Here is a 17,850-nt window from a genome sequence, read left to right on the forward strand (position 1 = left end):
TAATAAAAAAGGCAGCCATTCGGCTGCCTTAGTCTCCCCAGGTCACAGCTTAGTTGTTGCGGATGTACTCATCCATTTCGGTTTTCAGGTTATCGGATTTCGTACCGAAGATTGCCTGAACACCAGAACCTGCAACAACGACGCCCGCTGCGCCCAGTTTTTTCAGACCCGGCTGGTCTACTTTCGCCACGTCGGCAACGCTCACACGCAGACGAGTGATACACGCGTCCAGGTTAGTGATGTTCTCTTTACCACCGAAGGCAGCTACCAGAGCAGGCGCCATTTCGCTGGTCGCACCGGCTTTGCTGTCTTCCGTTGCATCTTCACGACCCGGCGTTTTCAGGTCCAGTGCTTTGATCAGCACGCGGAAGACGGTGTAGTACACCACTGCGTAGCCCGCACCCACGATTGGGAACAGCCACAGCTTGCTGCTGTTACCGGACAGAACGATGAAGTCGATCAGACCGTGAGAGAAGGACGTACCGTCACGCATACCCAGCAGAATACAGATTGGGAATGCCAGACCTGCCAGTACCGCGTGGATAATGTACAGGATCGGCGCAACGAACATGAAGGAGAACTCGATCGGCTCGGTGATACCGGTCAGGAACGAGGTCAGCGCTGCGGAGATCATGATACCGCCCACTTTTGCACGGTTCTCTGGTTTAGCAGAGTGCCAGATCGCAATTGCGGCAGCCGGCAGACCGTACATTTTGAACAGGAAGCCACCAGACAGTTTACCTGCCGTTGGGTCACCCGCCATGTAGCGTGGGATGTCGCCGTGGAACACCTGGCCTGCTGCGTTGGTGTATTCACCAATCTGCATCTGGAATGGAACGTTCCAGATGTGGTGCAGACCAAATGGTACCAGGCAGCGCTCAATGAAGCCGTAGATACCGAACGCCACAACCGGGTTCTGGTAAGCCGCCCACTGGGAGAAGGTCTGGATTGCCGTACCGATTGGTGGCCAGATGAAGGACAGAACCACACCGGTGAAAATCGCGGCCAGACCAGAAATGATCGGCACAAAACGTTTACCCGCGAAGAAGCCCAGATACTCAGGCAGCTTGATGCGATAGAAGCGGTTAAACATATACGCTGCAATCGCACCGGAGATGATACCACCGAGAACACCGGTGTCCGCCAGGTGCTTAGCGGCAATCTCTTCAGCAGGTAAATGCAGTACCAGCGGCGCAACCACAGCCATGGTTTTCACCATGATGCCGTAAGCAACAACGGACGCCAGAGCGGATACACCGTCGTTATTGGTGAAGCCCAGAGCAACACCGATAGCGAAGATCAGCGGCATGTTAGCAAAAACAGAACCGCCTGCTTCGGCCATCACGTGGGACACTACGGCTGGCAGCCAGCTGAAGTTTGCAGAACCGACACCCAGCAGGATACCTGCGATAGGCAGTACGGATACTGGCAGCATCAGCGATTTACCGACCTTTTGCAGGTTAGCAAATGCATTCTTAAACATAATTGAGAGTGCTCCTGAGTATTTGTGCTTTTTTTACGTTTTCACGCATTGGCCCGGGGGGAGTACCGCGCCGTGGACAGGACATCTAAGCGCCCTTTATTTATTACACAGAGTAAAATAATTCCCTCTGAGTTTGTTTGACGGCTATCACGTTTCAGTTCAAGACGGCCAAAAAACTTGCAGATATTTACATAAAGCATGTCTGGATGTGTCTAAAAACGCCATCACCGCCCCAAATGAGGCGGTGAACTTTACTCGTTTTACGTATTAATTACGAGCCTAAAAATAACAGGTGTATCAGACAGATTGCAGGCGGGCGGGGTCGATATGGAACAGGCTGGCGAAGTTTTCCGTTGTCACGCGAGCCAGCTCTTCAATACTGACACCTTTCAGAACGGCCATATACTCAGCGACATCCCGGGTCATCGCCGGCTGATTCTCTTTGCCGCGATGAGGCACCGGTGCCAGGTACGGGGAATCGGTTTCCACCAGAATACGATCCAGCGGAACATAGCGCGCCGCATCACGCAGTTGCTCGGCATTGCGGAACGTGACGATCCCCGAAAACGAGATATAAAAGCCTAAATCAAGCAGCTTACCCGCCGTTTCTCTGTCTTCTGTGAAACAGTGTAGTACGCCACCGCAATCCGTCACCTTTTCTTCCCGCAGGATCGCCAGCGTGTCGGCGCGCGCATCGCGGGTATGAACAATAACCGGCTTATTCAGCTCACGGCCAATACGGATGTGGTTGCGGAAGGATTCCTGCTGGCGAGGTTTCGTTTCCGGGGTGTAGAAATAGTCCAGGCCGGTCTCGCCCATCGCCACTACGCCCTCTTCTGCGGCAAGACGGCGTAAATCCTCAACATCGTACGCTTCATCCTGATTCAGCGGATGCACGCCGCAGGAGAAGACGACATTATCGCGCTCGCCTACCAGTTCACGCATGGAGCGGTAACCCGGCAGCGTGGTCGCCACGGCCAGGCAAAATTTCACATCGCGCGCGGCGGCTTTCGCCAGCACGTCGTCCACATTTTTATGCAGGGATTGATAATCCAGGCCATCGAGATGGCAGTGTGAGTCGACTAAAAACATAATGTCTCTCTCAGAGGTGGGAAACCGGCGGTATGACGCCCGGTTGCAGGTAGTGTTCGATACGCAGTAACTGGTCGGTCAGTAAAAGCTCGCGATTGAGACCGGTCACTGTCAATAGTTGTTCACGACTCTGGCAGATATCATGAAGGATAGCGTGCAGCGACTGCCCTGAAAGGCGATTCGCCAGCGTGGTGACCAGCGTCCACGCGTCAGGGTTAGTCAGAAGCGTCGCCCCCTGCTGGATTTTGAGCGCATCCAGCAGCAGTGCGGCCAGCCAGTGCAGCCGTTCCGGTGCCTGATCGCTGTTCAGCGCTGGCAGCACGCTCAGCCAGTCATGGCTGTCGAGGGCTGATTCAACCGCACGACACAGCGTTTCACGCTGGGACCACACCTCCGGCTGCAATAAGGCCAGCGCAGCCGCAGGCGCACCGCTGCACAGCCGCAACGCCGAGCGCGCCGCGTCTTGTGACACCGTCACTTCTCGCTCAAGCCAGGTGAGCGCCCAGGATTCCTGAGGGACAGCAAGGTGGTGAAGGCGGCAGCGACTGCGTAGCGTCGCCAGCAAGCGTTCCGGCTCGCGGCAGGAGAGGAAAAACCAGGTATTCTCTGGCGGCTCTTCCAGGGTTTTTAACAGGGCGTTGGCGGCGGCTTCCGTGAGCAGCGCGGCGTCTTTCAGCCACACCACTTTCGCCCCGCCCAGACGCGCATATTCGTACAGTTTCTCACTGACCTCACGCACCGCGTCGATACCAAGCGTATTTTTGCCCTTCTCGGGTTCGAGGGTGTAATAGTCAGGATGCGTGCCCGCCTGCATGAGCTGGCAACCCCGGCACTTACCGCAGCTTTTATGGCCTTCCGGCTGTTGGCACATCAGAAAGCGGGTGATGGCGTAAATCAACGCATCATCACCCATTCCCGGCAGCGCCTGGATCAGTAACGCATGATGCCCCCGACCAACCTGATAGCTGCCGATCAGCTGTTCAAAGTGTGGGCGCAACCATGGATACCATTTCATGCCTGCTGCTCCTGTAGCCACTGCGTAACGGTCTGCTGAATGTCACGCGTAACGTCTTCAAGGGATTGCGTCGCATCGATGGTACGAATGGTCTTGTCCTGCCCGGCCAGTTCCAGATAACGCGCACGGGTGCGGTCAAAGAAATCAAAAGACTCCTGTTCAATGCGGTCCAGTTCGCCGCGGGCACGGGCGCGCTTCAGGCCCACCTCAGGGGTCACGTCCAGATACAGCGTCAGGTCAGGACGGAAATCGCCCAGAACCGCGTCGCGAAGCGTAGCCAGCATGGTCTGGTCGATACCCCGGCCACCGCCCTGATACGCCTGGGTTGAGAGATCGTGGCGATCGCCAATCACCCATTTCCCTTCTGCCAGAGCGGGTTTGATCACCGTCTCCACCAGCTGAATGCGCGCCGCATAGAACATCAGCACTTCCGCTTTGTCGGTAATCACTTCATCACCAACGGATTTGATATCCAGAACCAGGCTGCGCAGTTTTTCCGCCAGCTGCGTACCGCCCGGCTCGCGGGTAAAGACCATGTCGGCGACGCCAAGCGACGTAAGCGTATCCACCACCACGTTACGGGCGGTGGTTTTGCCCGCCCCTTCGAGTCCCTCAATGACAATGTATTTACTGCGCATTTTTTTCCTTAAGTGCCTTCAGATAGTCCTGAACGGAGCGATTATGGCTGGCCAGGTTGGTATTAAAGGTATGCCCCCCTTTTCCGTCAGCCACAAAATAGAGATACGGCGTTTTGGCCGGGTGCGCGGCGGCCTTCAACGATGCTTCACTCGGCGTCGCAATCGGTCCAGGCGGCAGGCCGCTAATCACGTAGGTATTATACGCCGTTGGCGTCTCCAGATCTTTTCTGGAAATCCTGCCGTTGTAGTTTTCGCCCATGCCGTAGATGACGGTAGGATCGGTTTGCAAACGCATGCCGATGCGCAGACGGTTAATAAACACCGAGGCAACCTGGTCACGTTCAGCAGCCACGGCCGTCTCTTTCTCGATGATCGAGGCCATCGTCATGAACTGGTTTTGATCTTTATAAGGCAGGCCTTCTGCTCGCCCTTTCCAGGCAGCGTCTACCGCCGCGACCATTTTGTTATGCGCGCGCTTCAGAATGGCCACATCCGTCGTGCCTGCCGTATACATCCACGTATCGGGCCAGAACCAGCCTTCCACCCACTCGGGATGTTCGAATTTTAAGGCGTCTGCCACGGTCTGGTAGCGGTCATCTTTCAGCGTATGCTTGATATACGGCGCGTCACGCAGCTGCCTGAGGTAATCGCTCAGACGCATACCTTCCACAAAACGCAGCGGGAACTGGGCTTCTTTACCACTCTCCAGCAGTTGCAGCATCTCGCGCACGGTCATGCCAGGGGTAAAGCGATAGGTACCGGCCTTGAAATGTGACAGGTCCGGTTCAATACGCAGCAGCCACTGGAATACGCGTGGGCGATTGATAATTTTGTCGTCATACAGCTGCTGACCAAGCGCCTGCCGCCCGGTCCCCGCTTTCAGGGTAAAAATCGTCTCGTCTTTAATCAGGATCTTACTCTCCGCCAGCTGACGGACTTTCCACACTCCCGCTCCGCCAGCGATACCGAACGCAACGATAAGAAGGAGGACAAAGCGTAACATTTTCTTCATGACTACCTGGTTTGCTCACATAACGGGGCCAGAAACTGGAACAGCTCGCGGGATGACCAGCATTTGCGGCCATAAGCGCGAACGGGGACAACGGGCATCAGCGCATTGCAGATAACGACTTCATCGGCAGCCAGCAGCGCCTCTTCCTTAGCGTTGACTTCGACAACGCGAAAGCCTGCGCGTGCCAGCTGGTGCAGACAAAACTGCCGCATAATGCCGTTGACGCCGGCCTGCTCCAGCGAAGGCGTGAACACGTCACTGCCCTTCCGCCAGAGTAAATTAGCCGCACAGCATTCCGTAATGTACCCTTCGCTGTCAAGAACCAGCGCCTCCCCGGCCTCCGTCTGCTCAAGATGAGTACGAATAAGCACCTGTTCAAGGCGGTTGAGATGTTTTATACCCGCGAGCATCGGGTTTCGCCCCAGACGTACCGGGCTTAGCGCCAGGGCAACGCCCTCTTCACGCCAGTGCGCATAATGGGAAGGATAATCTGAAACGGAAAGGATCCGCGTAGGATGCAGACAGGCAGATCCGCTATAACCCCGGCCACCGCTCCCGCGGCTGATAATGACTTTCAGGACGCCGCTTGCCTTATCTGCCGCCAGCCGACGCATTTCACTTTCAAGAATGTCCCACTGCGAGAAGGGGATCAGTAATGTTTCGCAGGCTTTTTGTAAACGAAGGATATGGGCCCCGAGCAGGCACACGCCACCGTCGAGAATACGCGCAGTCGTGAAACAGCCATCGCCAAACTGGGTCGCCCTGTCGCTGGCCGGCAGCGTTTCTTGCTCAAGGCCATTAATTAAAAACATGGTGGCTCCTTATGCGTGGAGGCTCAGTCTGGCAGGATGTGGGCAGCCGGACAAGGGGATTTCACCTAATAAAAAAGGCCCGGCAAGCGGACCTTTTTTTATCGTCAGCGACTAACCAGACTCAGACCTTTTTGAAGATCAGAGAACCGTTAGTCCCACCGAAGCCGAAGGAGTTACACAGGGTATACTCCATACCGCTAACCTGGCGCGCTTCGTGAGGAACGAAGTCCAGATCGCAACCTTCATCCGGATTATCCAGGTTGATGGTTGGCGGTACAGCCTGATCGCGCAGCGCGAGAATAGAGTAGATTGACTCTACTGCCCCCGCAGCACCCAGCAGGTGACCGGTCATGGATTTCGTGGAGCTCACGAGCACACGGCTGGCAGATTCGCCGAAGATAGACTTAACAGCCTGCGCTTCTGCTTTATCGCCCGCAGGGGTAGACGTCCCGTGCGCGTTAACGTAGCCAATCTGTGCTGGCGTAATGCCCGCATCACGGATGGCGTTTTCCATCGCCAGCGCAGCGCCTGCGCCGTTCTCTGGAGGAGACGTCATGTGATAAGCATCGCTGCTCATGCCAAAGCCAACAACTTCAGCATAAATTTTCGCGCCACGTTTTTTCGCGTGTTCGTACTCTTCCAGTACGATCATGCCTGCACCGTCACCCAGCACGAAGCCGTCACGGTCTTTATCCCACGGACGGCTCGCCGCCTGAGGATTATCGTTTCGGGTAGAGAGCGCACGCGCTGCACCGAAGCCACCGACGCCCAGTGGGGTACTGGCTTTTTCAGCGCCGCCCGCAACCATAGCATCTGCATCGCCGTACGCAATGATACGCGCGGCCTGGCCGATGTTATGCACGCCAGACGTACAGGCTGTCGCGATTGAGATGCTTGGGCCACGCAGGCCGAACATAATGGTCAGGTGACCTGCCACCATGTTGACAATCGTAGACGGAACGAAGAACGGGCTGATTTTACGCGGGCCGCCATTCATCAGAGATGTATGGTTTTCTTCAATCAGACCCAGACCGCCAATCCCGGAGCCGATAGCGGCGCCGATACGGGTCGCGTTCTCTTCCGTAATCTCAAGGCCAGAATCCTGCATGGCCTGAACGCCAGCGACAATTCCATATTGAATGAAGGCATCCATCTTGCGCTGTTCTTTGCGCGAGATGATCTCTTCACAGTTAAAATCCTTTACTAAGCCAGCAAATTTCGTTGCATAGGCGCTAGTATCGAAATGGTCGATTAGGCTGATGCCGCTCTGACCGGCAAGGAGAGCTTTCCAGGTGGACTCTACGGTATTGCCGACAGGAGACAACATGCCAAGTCCGGTCACAACTACACGACGCTTAGACACGCTTGTCCTCCAGGGAGGGATAAAAAAAGAGATTCGTGGGACAACAAAAGATAAAACTCAGGCGGTCGAATGACCGCCTGGAGATGTTCACTTACGCCTGGTGACCGTTGATGTAATCAATGGCAGCCTGAACGGTGGTGATTTTCTCAGCTTCTTCGTCCGGAATCTCAGTATCAAACTCTTCTTCCAGAGCCATTACCAGCTCAACGGTGTCAAGAGAATCTGCGCCCAGGTCTTCAACAAAGGAAGCGGAGTTCACAACTTCTTCCTGCTTAACGCCCAGCTGTTCGCCGATAATTTTCTTAACGCGTTCTTCGATAGTGCTCATACTCTTAAATTTCCTATCAAAACTCGCTTTCGCGATGGTTTTCGTAGTGTATAAAATGTTGAAAAATTTGCAACTAAATCCCGGCAGGTCTTACCACGATTTTACGTTATTTTGAGGCCATTTGCCCAAATAACGCAAATATTTTCGATCGTGATTAAACCATGTACATCCCGCCGTTGACGTGGAGGGTTTCACCAGTGATGTAACCCGCTTCGTCAGAGGCTAAAAATGCAACCGCGCTGGCGATTTCTTTAGGGTCGCCAAGACGACCCGCCGGAACTGCCGCCAGCGTACCCGCACGCTGCTCATCAGTTAGCGCACGCGTCATGTCCGTTTCAATAAAGCCCGGAGCAACAACGTTTACAGTAATTCCGCGGGACGCGACTTCACGCGCCAGCGACTTACTGAAACCGATCAGACCTGCTTTCGCCGCAGCGTAGTTAGCCTGACCAGCATTTCCCATGGTACCAACCACAGAACCTACAGTGATAATACGACCATGACGCTTTTTCATCATAGCGCGCATTACCGCTTTTGACAGACGGAATACAGATGACAGGTTGGTTTCGATAATATCGTTCCACTCGTCGTCTTTCATTCGCATCAGCAGGTTGTCGCGCGTGATCCCGGCATTATTGACCAGAATATCCACTTCGCCAAACTCTGCGCGAATATTTTCCAGAACAGATTCGATAGATGCTGGTTCAGTCACATTCAGTACCAGACCTTTACCGTTCGCACCCAGATAGTCGCTGATAGCCTGTGCGCCATTCTCGCTGGTCGCAGTCCCGATCACCGTTGCGCCGCGCGCAACCAGTGTTTCAGCAATAGCGCGCCCAATACCGCGGCTTGCGCCGGTCACCAGGGCGATTTTTCCTTCAAAACTCATGGTATTCCTCTTTTATTGCGAGAGTGCCGCTTTCATAGCTTCCGGCTCGTTAATCGCCGAGGCAGTCAGGGTATCTACAATACGTTTTGTCAGACCGGTAAGTACTTTACCCGGACCGACTTCATACAGATGTTCCACGCCCTGAGAGGCCATAAATTCAACGGTTTTAGTCCACTGAACCGGGCTGTAGAGCTGGCGAACCAGCGCGTTACGGATAGCCTCCGGCGCGGTTTCGCACTTCACATCGACGTTATTCACAACGGAAATCGTCGGTGCGTTAAAGGTCATTTTTTCCAGCTCAACCGCCAGCTTATCGGCAGCGGGCTTCATCAGCGCGCAGTGAGACGGCACGCTCACCGGCAGGGGCAGTGCACGTTTTGCGCCCGCCGCTTTACAGGCAGCGCCTGCACGCTCAACCGCTTCTTTATGACCCGCGATAACCACCTGGCCTGGCGAGTTAAAGTTTACCGGAGAAACGACCTGACCTTCAGCAGATTCTTCACAGGCTTTAGCGATAGAAGCATCATCCAGACCGATGATGGCAGACATGCCGCCCGTGCCCTCTGGCACCGCTTCCTGCATGAATTTACCACGCAATTCAACCAGACGTACCGCGTCAGCGAAGGCAATCACGCCCGCGCATACCAGCGCAGAGTATTCACCGAGGCTATGACCCGCCATCAGCGTCGGCGCTTTGCCGCCCTGCTGCTGCCATACACGCCACAATGCGACGGAGGCCGCCAGCAGTGCCGGTTGAGTCTGCCAGGTTTTGTTCAGCTCTTCCGCAGGGCCCTGTTGGGTCAGCGCCCACAGATCATAACCCAGCGCGTCAGAAGCTTCACGGAAAGTCTCTTCAATAACCGGATAGTTTGCTGCCATTTCAGACAACATCCCAACAGTTTGCGAGCCCTGTCCCGGGAACACAAAAGCAAATTGCGTCATTTTTTAATCCTTATCCTAGAAACGAACCAGCGCGGAACCCCAGGTGAACCCGCCACCAAAGGCTTCAAGCAAGACCAGTTGGCCCCGTTTAATTCGTCCATCGCGTACCGCTTCGTCAAATGCGCACGGTACCGATGCCGCAGAGGTGTTGCCGTGGCGATCGAGCGTCACCACAACGTTATCCATAGACATGCCCAGCTTCTTCGCCGTCGCGCTGATAATACGCAGGTTAGCCTGATGCGGTACCAACCAGTCGAGTGCGGCGCGGTCCAGATTGTTCGCTTCCAGCGTCTCATCAACGATGTGAGCCAGTTCAGTCACGGCCACTTTAAACACTTCGTTACCCGCCATTGTCAGGTAAATCGAACTGTCCGGATTAACGCGATCGGCGTTAGGCAGCGTTAACAGCTCGCCGTAGCGGCCATCGGCATGCAGGTGCGTGGAGATGATGCCCGGCTCTTCGGACTGCCCCAGCAGCACCGCGCCCGCGCCATCGCCAAAAATAATGATCGTGCCGCGATCGGTTGGATCGCAGGTACGCGCCAGCACGTCAGCACCGATCACCAGCGCATATTTTACGGCGCCCGATTTTACATACTGATCGGCGATGCTCAGCGCATAGGTGAAACCCGCGCACGCTGCTGCAACATCAAATGCCGGGCAGCCTTTGATGCCGAGCATGTTCTGCACCTGGCACGCTGCGCTTGGGAAGGCATGCGTGGCAGAGGTGGTCGCCACCACAATAAGCCCGATCTGTTCTTTATCAATGCCAGCCATCTCAAGCGCTCGCTGAGCGGCTTCGTAGCCCATGGTGGACACAGTTTCGTCTGGCGCGGCGATACGACGTTCACGGATACCTGTGCGCGTGACAATCCACTCGTCAGACGTATCTACCATTTTTTCAAGATCGGCGTTGGTACGCACTTGTTTTGGCAGGTAGCTGCCGGTACCTAAAATCTTCGTATACATGTACGCTCAGTCACTTTTAGCTAATACAGATCCCAGGCGAGCGGCAATCCTCTGAGGGACTTGTCGCTGCACCGCCTGCACTGCCTGTTCAATCGCGACGGTAAATGCTCGCTGATTGGCGGCGCCATGACTCTTAATCACGATGCCGCGCAATCCTAACAGACAGGCGCCATTATACTGGTCGGGGTTGAGGTGACTGAATCGCCGCGTCAGGCTTTTTTGTAACCAACGCTTTAATAAAATCAGCCACCAGGACCTTTTTTTACCTTCTCCCTGCGATTTCAGCAGAGAAAGGAACATTCGCACGACCCCTTCCATGGTCTTCAACGTCACGTTTCCGGTGAAGCCATCACACACTAATACATCCGTTTTGCCCGTCAGCAACTCATTGGCTTCGAGATAACCAATATAGTTGATGGAGGGAACCTGTTTGAGTATTTCCGCAGCGTCGCGGATACTGTCCAGGCCTTTGGTCTCTTCTTCACCAATATTCAATAACGCAACGCGGGGATTGTTAATCCCGACCACGTCTTCTGCCAGCACCGACCCCATAACGGCAAACTGAGCCAGCATTGTACTATCACAATCCACGTTAGCGCCCAGATCCAGCACCACCGTTTTGCCCTTCTGCTGATGCGGTAACACCGTCACCAGCGCCGGACGCTCAATGCCCTCAATCGGCTTGAGCAATAATTTCGACAGCCCCATCAGCGCGCCAGTATTTCCCGCGCTGACGCAAGCCTGCGCTCGCCCTTCTTTCACCAGCTCCAGCGCCATTCGCATAGAGCTGCCGCGGCTATTACGAATAGCCTGCGATGGCCGGGCATCACTGGCAATAACTGACTGCGCAGGAATAATCTGCAGACGCGAACGTTGTTCAAAGTCAGCTTTTGCAAGTAATGGCGTGATTGTGTCGGGATTACCGACTAAAAGAAGTGTGAGTTGCGAATTAGAATTCAGTGCCTGCAATGCTGCAGGCACTGTCACGGTAGGGCCAAAATCTCCCCCCATGACATCTAACGCCAGGGTTAGACGTGTCAAGGTATCGTCGCAGCCTGGTTCGGTAAACTCCCCGTTTGCACGGGGAAGTTCCTCACTAAGCCTAATCACGCTGACGCGTGATTACTTAGTGATAACCTTGCGGCCGCGGTAGAAACCGTCAGCGGTGATGTGGTGACGCAGGTGTTTCTCACCAGAAGTCTTGTCTACAGACAGGCTGGTAACTGCGGTCAGCGCGTCATGGGAACGACGCATGCCACGTTTGGAACGGGTTGGTTTATTCTGTTGTACGGCCATGGACCTTACTCCTCAATTACTTACGCTTTAAGCTGGCTAATACGGCAAATGGGTTTGGTTTTTGCGCTTCATCAGGCAGTTCCCCAAAGACCATGTCCGCCTCGGACACTTCACAGTGTTCAGAATCATGCACCGGAACGACTGGCAGGGAGAGGATGACTTCATCTTCAACCAGCGCCAGAAGATCGATTTCACCGAATTCGTTAACCTCAATCGGCTCATACGCTTCCGGGAGTGCTTCAGCCTGTTCGTCAGAACGAACCGGACTAAAACAATACGTTGTGTGAACATGCTGTACAAACGGTTTCCCGCAACGCTGACATTCGAGCGTTACCGTCACCTTTGCATCACCGGTTAACACGGCGAGACGCTGGTTGTCGATAGCGAACGACATGGAGCATTCTACATCACTGTCCACACTGACTACAGATTCGGCAATACGCTCAGCCTGATCGGAAGAATAGATTCCTTCGTAATCGAGGCGTTTTTGAGCCGTACGAACCGGATCAAGAGTCAGGGGTAATTTTACCTTTTGCATAGGGCGCGCATATTAACTTTGTAACGTCATAGAGTCAAAGAAAAAGGCAACCAGAGCTGCCTTTTGCCAATTATTCGCACACATTGCGGCCTGTAGTTTAAAATGGCTGGCATCGATACGCTATATCTGGTGATAAAAATATGCCAAATCTCGTCCTTGCTTCCACTTCACCTTATCGCCGAATGCTGCTGGAAAAGCTCGGGATCCCGTTTGAATGCGCCACGCCGGAGGTGGATGAAACGCCACAGCCGGGCGAGTCACCGCGTCATCTGGTGACCCGTCTCGCGAAAGAGAAAGCACAGTCGCTGGCCGTACGTTACCCCGCTCATCTGATTATAGGCTCCGATCAGGTTTGTGTGCTGGATGGCGAAATCACCGGTAAACCGCATACGGAAGAAAACGCCTGCCAGCAGTTGATGCGAGCACGTGGCACTATCGTAACCTTTTATACGGGTCTTGCGCTCTACAACTCCGCCTCAGGCCATCTGCAAACGGAATGTGAACCCTTCGACGTGCACTTCCGTCATCTCAGCGAGCAGGAGATTATGGATTATGTGCGTCGGGAACGTCCGCTGAACTGTGCGGGGAGCTTTAAAAGTGAAGGACTGGGGATTGCGTTGTTCGATAAGCTGGATGGACGCGATCCCAACACGCTAGTGGGGTTGCCGCTGATTGCGCTGTGCCAGATGTTAAGGCGAGAAGCGTATAATCCGCTGACGATGTGACCGTTGCGGCCTGATGCCCTCACCCACAGGGAGAGGGAGAAAAACATGTAGGCCGGGTAAGCGCAGCGCCACCCGGCACAAAATCAGCCGCGCAAAACCTTAAGACAGCGTTTGAGCTGCTCATCCAGCGGCGCTTCAATACGGATAACTTCACCGGTATTAGGATGGGTAAACTTCAGCGCTGCCGCATGCAGGAACAGACGCGATAGCCCCGTCCCCGCCAGCTGCTTATCAAATTCACGATCGCCATAGCGGTCATCAAACGCAATCGGATGGCCCGCAAACTGGGTATGGACGCGAATCTGGTGGGTACGCCCCGTCACCGGACTACAGCGCACCAGCGTGGCGAATTCGTAGCGCTCTTCAACTTTAAAGCGCGTCTCAGACGGTTTCCCTTCCTGATTAACGCGAACAATGCGCTCGCCGCTTTGCAGAATATTTTTCAGCAGCGGCGCCTGCACCACTTTCACGTGGGACTGCCACTGGCCGCGCACCAGCGCCAGATAATCTTTCTGCATCCCTTTTTCGCGCAGCTGTTCATGCAGTGAACGCAGCGCAGAACGCTTTTTCGCCACCAGCAGCACGCCAGAAGTATCACGGTCAAGACGATGAACCAGTTCGAGGAAACGGGCTTCCGGGCGCAGCGCGCGTAACCCTTCAATCACGCCGAAGCTCAGGCCGCTCCCCCCGTGCACCGCCGTTCCGGACGGTTTATTCAGCACCAGAATGTGGTCGTCCTCATAAAGGATAACGTCGCTCAGGGCCGCGACTTTTTGCAGCTTCGGAGAAACGATCTCTTCTTCACGCTCTGCAACACGTACCGGCGGAATACGGATTTCATCGCCCGCCTCGAGCTTATACTCGGGCTTCACGCGTTTTTTGTTCACCCGCACCTCGCCCTTACGCAAGATGCGATAAATCATACTTTTTGGCACGCCCTTCAACTGGGTGCGCAAAAAATTATCGATACGTTGCCCCGCCTCATCGTCGGCGATGGCAACCATTTTTACGGCTGGAGTCTCTGTTTTCATGGTTGGCGATTCTAAATAGCGTCAGGCATTAGCGCCACTCATTTTTCTATGCTTATATTTACTTTTATCCGGACCACTCCCCTTTCGCGCAATCGATTTGGTGGTTATTAAACCAATCACCCCGTTGAAGTGAAGAAACTGTGAGTAACCGGGTGATAATTGGTAAAAGTCATCTTGCTATAACCCGGCGAGCAGTGGAATAATGAATCCGTTTTCCGCGTTAAATCCGGGTTTTGTAAGGATGTCGACGGAATGACCAATTTTGTCTGACCGATCATCCACGCAGCAATGGCGTAAGACGTATTGATCTTTCAGGCAGTTAGCGGGCTGCGGGTTGCAGTACTTCCCGGTATAAGGATTGTTCTCTGGAGAGTTTTCCCAGGCAATTCCCCTGATAATTGCGCTGTGTTTCCGTATGAAACACAGGCAACCGACACTCTGCGCCTCTTAAGCGAGCGACAACCGTGAGGTTGGCGACGTGAATAGACACGAGGCCATCGGTTCATACCCCGGAAAGCGTCACCTTGCCCGCAGCTTTGTCGTCAATGTAAGAATAACGAGTAAGTTACGATGAAAAGAATGTTAATCAACGCAACTCAGCAAGAAGAGTTGCGTGTCGCCCTTGTGGATGGGCAGCGCCTGTACGATCTGGATATCGAAAGTCCTGGACACGAACAGAAAAAAGCGAACATTTACAAAGGCAAAATCACCCGCATTGAACCAAGCCTTGAAGCTGCATTTGTCGATTACGGTGCTGAGCGTCACGGTTTCCTTCCTCTCAAAGAAATCGCCCGCGAATATTTTCCTGCAAACTACAACTCCCATGGCCGTCCGAACATTAAAGATGTTCTGCGTGAAGGTCAGGAAGTTATCGTCCAGATCGATAAAGAAGAGCGTGGCAACAAAGGCGCCGCACTGACCACCTTTATCAGCCTGGCAGGGAGCTATCTGGTGTTGATGCCAAACAACCCGCGTGCGGGTGGCATCTCTCGCCGTATCGAAGGCGATGACCGTACCGAGCTGAAAGAAGCGCTGGCAAGTCTCGAGCTGCCAGACGGCATGGGCCTTATCGTGCGCACCGCAGGCGTCGGCAAATCTGCCGAAGCGTTGCAGTGGGACCTGAGCTTCCGTCTGAAGCACTGGGAAGCCATCAAGAAAGCGGCTGAGAGCCGTCCTGCTCCGTTCCTGATCCACCAGGAAAGCAACGTTATTGTGCGTGCCTTCCGTGATTATCTGCGTCAGGACATCGGTGAAATTCTGATTGATAACCCAAAAGTGCTTGAGCTGGCTCGCCAGCACATCGCCGCGCTGGGTCGCCCGGATTTCACCAGCAAAATTAAACTGTACACCGGTGAAATCCCGCTGTTCAGCCACTATCAGATTGAATCCCAGATCGAGTCTGCCTTCCAGCGTGAAGTGCGTCTGCCATCCGGCGGTTCTATCGTTATCGATACCACCGAAGCGCTGACCGCTATCGATATCAACTCCGCGCGTGCAACCCGCGGCGGCGACATCGAAGAGACTGCCTTCAACACCAACCTTGAAGCCGCTGATGAAATCGCCCGCCAGCTCCGCCTGCGCGACCTGGGTGGTCTGATTGTTATCGACTTCATCGACATGACCCCGGTTCGCCACCAGCGTGCGGTTGAAAACCGTCTGCGTGAAGCGGTGCGCCAGGATCGCGCACGTATCCAGATTAGCCATATCTCCCGCTTCGGCCTGCTGGAAATGTCCCGTCAGCGCCTCAGCCCGTCACTCGGCGAGTCCAGCCATCACGTCTGCCCGCGCTGTTCCGGTACGGGTACCGTGCGTGACAATGAATCGCTCTCCCTCTCCATTCTGCGTCTGATTGAAGAAGAAGCGCTGAAAGAGAACACCAAAGAGGTTCACGCCATTGTTCCGGTGCCGATTGCCTCCTACCTGCTGAACGAAAAACGTGCAGCGGTGAGTGCAATCGAAGCGCGTCAGGGCGGCGTTCGCTGCATCATCGTGCCAAACGACGAGATGCAAACTCCGCACTATCACGTGCTGCGCGTGCGTAAAGGCGAAGAGACAAGCACCCTCAGCTACCTGCTGCCGAAGCTGCATGAAGAAGAAATGGCGCTGCCATCGGATGAAGAACCTGCCGAGCGTAAACTACCTGAGCAGCCTGCATTAGCAACCTTCATCATGCCGGAAGCCCCGCCGGAAGCGACGCTGGAAAAACCAGCGGCAAAACCTGCCGTGCAAAAGGCAGCCCCTGCCGCGCCAAAAGCGCAGCCTGAGCAGCCGGGTCTCCTGAGCCGCTTCTTCGGCGCGCTGAAAAAAATGTTTGCTGGCGAAGAAGTTCAGCCTGAGCAGCCGAAAGAAGCGCCAAAAGAAGCGAAACCAGAGCGTCAGCAGGATCGTCGTAAGCGTCAGAACAATCGTCGCGATCGCAATGACCGCAACGACCGTAGCGATCGTAACGAGCGCCGTGATAATCGTTCCGAGAACAACGAAGGTCGTGAACAACGCGAGGACAACCGTCGCAACCGTCGCGAGAAGCAACAGCAGAACGTTGAAGATCGTGAGATTCGCCAGCAGGCGGGCGATGAGTCCGAGAAGAGCAAACAGCGTGACGAGCAGCAGCCTCGCCGCGAGCGTAACCGTCGTCGTAACGACGAGAAACGCCAGGCCCAGCAGGAAGTCAAAAACCTGAACCGCGAAGCGCCTGTTGAACAGCAGGACACGGAGCAGGAAGAGCGTACTCAGGTTATGCCGCGTCGTAAGCAGCGTCAGCTGACCCAGAAAGTACGTGTGGGTGCTGTTCAGGCGGAAGAAAACGACGTTATCGTGGTTGAAGCAGCAGAAAGCACAACGGGTACCCAGGTTGCGAAAGTTGACCTGCCAGCCGTCGTGGAAAATCAGGTTGAGCAGGACGAAAGCAGCGAAAACCGTGACAACGCAGGTATGCCGCGTCGCTCCCGTCGTTCTCCGCGTCATCTGCGCGTGAGCGGTCAGCGTCGTCGTCGTTACCGTGACGAGCGTTACCCGACTCAGTCGCCAATGCCGCTGACCGTGGCGTGCGCGTCACCTGAGATGGCATCCGGTAAAGTCTGGATCCGTTACCCGGTTGCTCGCCCGGAGCAGGCTGTTGAAGAACAGGCTGTGACCGAAGAGGTGATTGCACCGGTAGCAGCGGTGGAAGACGTCGTGACTGAAGCGGCAACCGTGGTTGAACCGCAGGTTGTTGACACGGCGGCACCGCAGGCTGTGGAAGTTGAAACGACCCATCCTGAAGTGATTGCTGCGCCGGTTGATGCCGCCCCGCAGATCATTGCCGAAGAAGATACCGTGGTGGCTGAAGAAGTCGCGGAGGAAGCAGAACCGGTCTCCGCAGCAGAAGAGCCCGCAGACGTTGCCGTCGAGACGGTGACGGAAGAGGTTGTTCAGGACGTCGAGATTCAGGTAGAACCTGTTGTCGAAGAGGTCAAAGCGCCTGAAGTGAAATCCGAGCCGGTTGAGGTCGTTGCCGCGCCAGCGCCTGTTCACGTTGCTACCGCGCCGATGACTCGCGCCCCGGCACCTGAGTATGTACCTGAAGCGCCACGCCATAGCGACTGGGTTCGTCCGGCATTCAACTTCGAAGGCAAAGGTGCTGCCGGTGGTCACAGTGCGACGCACATGGCTACTGCGCCAGCTACCCGTCCTCAGCCTGTTGAATAACGCACGCTAAGTAAGACTGAAAGCCGACCT

General features: G+C 54.9%; 17 protein-coding genes. 2 read left to right on the forward strand and 15 right to left on the reverse strand.

Annotated features, from left to right (window positions below; translation table 11 throughout):
* Positions 1–49: 49 nt before the first annotated feature.
* The 14 genes from ptsG to yceD form a co-directional block, all read right to left on the reverse strand.
* The gene (ptsG, locus tag RHN82_RS01260; protein WP_003857942.1) at positions 50–1,483 is read right to left on the reverse strand and encodes a PTS glucose transporter subunit IIBC; all 1,434 of its coding nucleotides are present in this window, start codon (positions 1,481–1,483) and stop codon (positions 50–52) included.
* 297 nt (positions 1,484–1,780) lie between these two features.
* Entirely contained in the window at positions 1,781–2,575 is a 795-nt protein-coding gene (locus RHN82_RS01265; RefSeq protein ID WP_015570819.1) for a metal-dependent hydrolase, read from the reverse strand.
* Positions 2,576–2,585: 10 nt separating this feature from the next.
* The gene (gene holB, locus RHN82_RS01270) at positions 2,586–3,590 is read right to left on the reverse strand and encodes a DNA polymerase III subunit delta' (RefSeq protein ID WP_047051899.1); all 1,005 of its coding nucleotides are present in this window, start codon (positions 3,588–3,590) and stop codon (positions 2,586–2,588) included.
* Entirely contained in the window at positions 3,587–4,228 is a 642-nt protein-coding gene (gene tmk / locus RHN82_RS01275) for a dTMP kinase (RefSeq protein WP_047051898.1), read from the reverse strand. The genes holB and tmk overlap by 4 nt, the downstream gene beginning before the upstream one ends.
* Positions 4,218–5,240, reverse strand: a complete 1,023-nt coding sequence (gene yceG, locus RHN82_RS01280; protein ID WP_047051896.1) for a cell division protein YceG — start codon at positions 5,238–5,240, stop codon at positions 4,218–4,220. The genes tmk and yceG overlap by 11 nt, the downstream gene beginning before the upstream one ends.
* Positions 5,241–5,242: 2 nt before the next feature.
* Positions 5,243–6,052, reverse strand: coding sequence for an aminodeoxychorismate lyase (pabC, locus tag RHN82_RS01285; protein ID WP_047051894.1), 810 nt, complete (start codon positions 6,050–6,052; stop codon positions 5,243–5,245).
* Positions 6,053–6,173: 121 nt separating this feature from the next.
* Positions 6,174–7,415: a beta-ketoacyl-ACP synthase II gene (gene fabF / locus RHN82_RS01290; RefSeq protein ID WP_003857950.1), complete on the reverse strand. Its 1,242-nt coding sequence runs from the start codon at positions 7,413–7,415 to the stop codon at positions 6,174–6,176.
* 91 nt (positions 7,416–7,506) lie between these two features.
* Positions 7,507–7,743, reverse strand: a complete 237-nt coding sequence (gene acpP / locus RHN82_RS01295; protein ID WP_003857954.1) for an acyl carrier protein — start codon at positions 7,741–7,743, stop codon at positions 7,507–7,509.
* Positions 7,744–7,897: 154 nt separating this feature from the next.
* Positions 7,898–8,632: a 3-oxoacyl-ACP reductase FabG gene (gene fabG, locus RHN82_RS01300; protein ID WP_003857956.1), complete on the reverse strand. Its 735-nt coding sequence runs from the start codon at positions 8,630–8,632 to the stop codon at positions 7,898–7,900.
* A 12-nt stretch (positions 8,633–8,644) separates the two neighbouring features.
* A complete protein-coding gene (gene fabD / locus RHN82_RS01305; protein WP_003857958.1) occupies positions 8,645–9,574 on the reverse strand; it encodes an ACP S-malonyltransferase in 930 nt (309 codons plus the stop codon).
* Between the two features lie 15 nt (positions 9,575–9,589).
* Positions 9,590–10,543 carry a beta-ketoacyl-ACP synthase III gene (locus tag RHN82_RS01310; protein WP_003857960.1) on the reverse strand — a complete coding sequence of 318 codons (954 nt, stop codon included), beginning with the start codon at positions 10,541–10,543 and terminating at the stop codon, positions 9,590–9,592.
* A 6-nt stretch (positions 10,544–10,549) separates the two neighbouring features.
* The gene (gene plsX / locus RHN82_RS01315; protein ID WP_017693638.1) at positions 10,550–11,584 is read right to left on the reverse strand and encodes a phosphate acyltransferase PlsX; all 1,035 of its coding nucleotides are present in this window, start codon (positions 11,582–11,584) and stop codon (positions 10,550–10,552) included.
* Between the two features lie 81 nt (positions 11,585–11,665).
* Entirely contained in the window at positions 11,666–11,839 is a 174-nt protein-coding gene (rpmF, locus tag RHN82_RS01320; RefSeq protein WP_003857964.1) for a 50S ribosomal protein L32, read from the reverse strand.
* Between the two features lie 16 nt (positions 11,840–11,855).
* A complete protein-coding gene (gene yceD / locus RHN82_RS01325; RefSeq protein WP_003857966.1) occupies positions 11,856–12,377 on the reverse strand; it encodes a 23S rRNA accumulation protein YceD in 522 nt (173 codons plus the stop codon).
* Positions 12,378–12,517: 140 nt separating this feature from the next.
* On the opposite strand from yceD, the gene RHN82_RS01330 reads away from it, so the two are divergent.
* Positions 12,518–13,102, forward strand: coding sequence for a nucleoside triphosphate pyrophosphatase (locus RHN82_RS01330; protein WP_047051892.1), 585 nt, complete (start codon positions 12,518–12,520; stop codon positions 13,100–13,102).
* Positions 13,103–13,185: 83 nt separating this feature from the next.
* Here the strand turns inward: RHN82_RS01330 and rluC are convergent, their stop codons facing one another.
* Positions 13,186–14,133 carry a 23S rRNA pseudouridine(955/2504/2580) synthase RluC gene (gene rluC / locus RHN82_RS01335; RefSeq protein ID WP_047051890.1) on the reverse strand — a complete coding sequence of 316 codons (948 nt, stop codon included), beginning with the start codon at positions 14,131–14,133 and terminating at the stop codon, positions 13,186–13,188.
* A 570-nt stretch (positions 14,134–14,703) separates the two neighbouring features.
* On the opposite strand from rluC, the gene rne reads away from it, so the two are divergent.
* The gene (rne, locus tag RHN82_RS01340) at positions 14,704–17,820 is read left to right on the forward strand and encodes a ribonuclease E (protein WP_047051889.1); all 3,117 of its coding nucleotides are present in this window, start codon (positions 14,704–14,706) and stop codon (positions 17,818–17,820) included.
* Positions 17,821–17,850 lie beyond the last annotated feature (30 nt).

This window comes from Enterobacter cloacae complex sp. EB5 (genome assembly GCF_031432835.1).
In the GTDB taxonomy this organism is placed as follows: Bacteria; Pseudomonadota; Gammaproteobacteria; order Enterobacterales; family Enterobacteriaceae; genus Enterobacter; species Enterobacter hormaechei_C.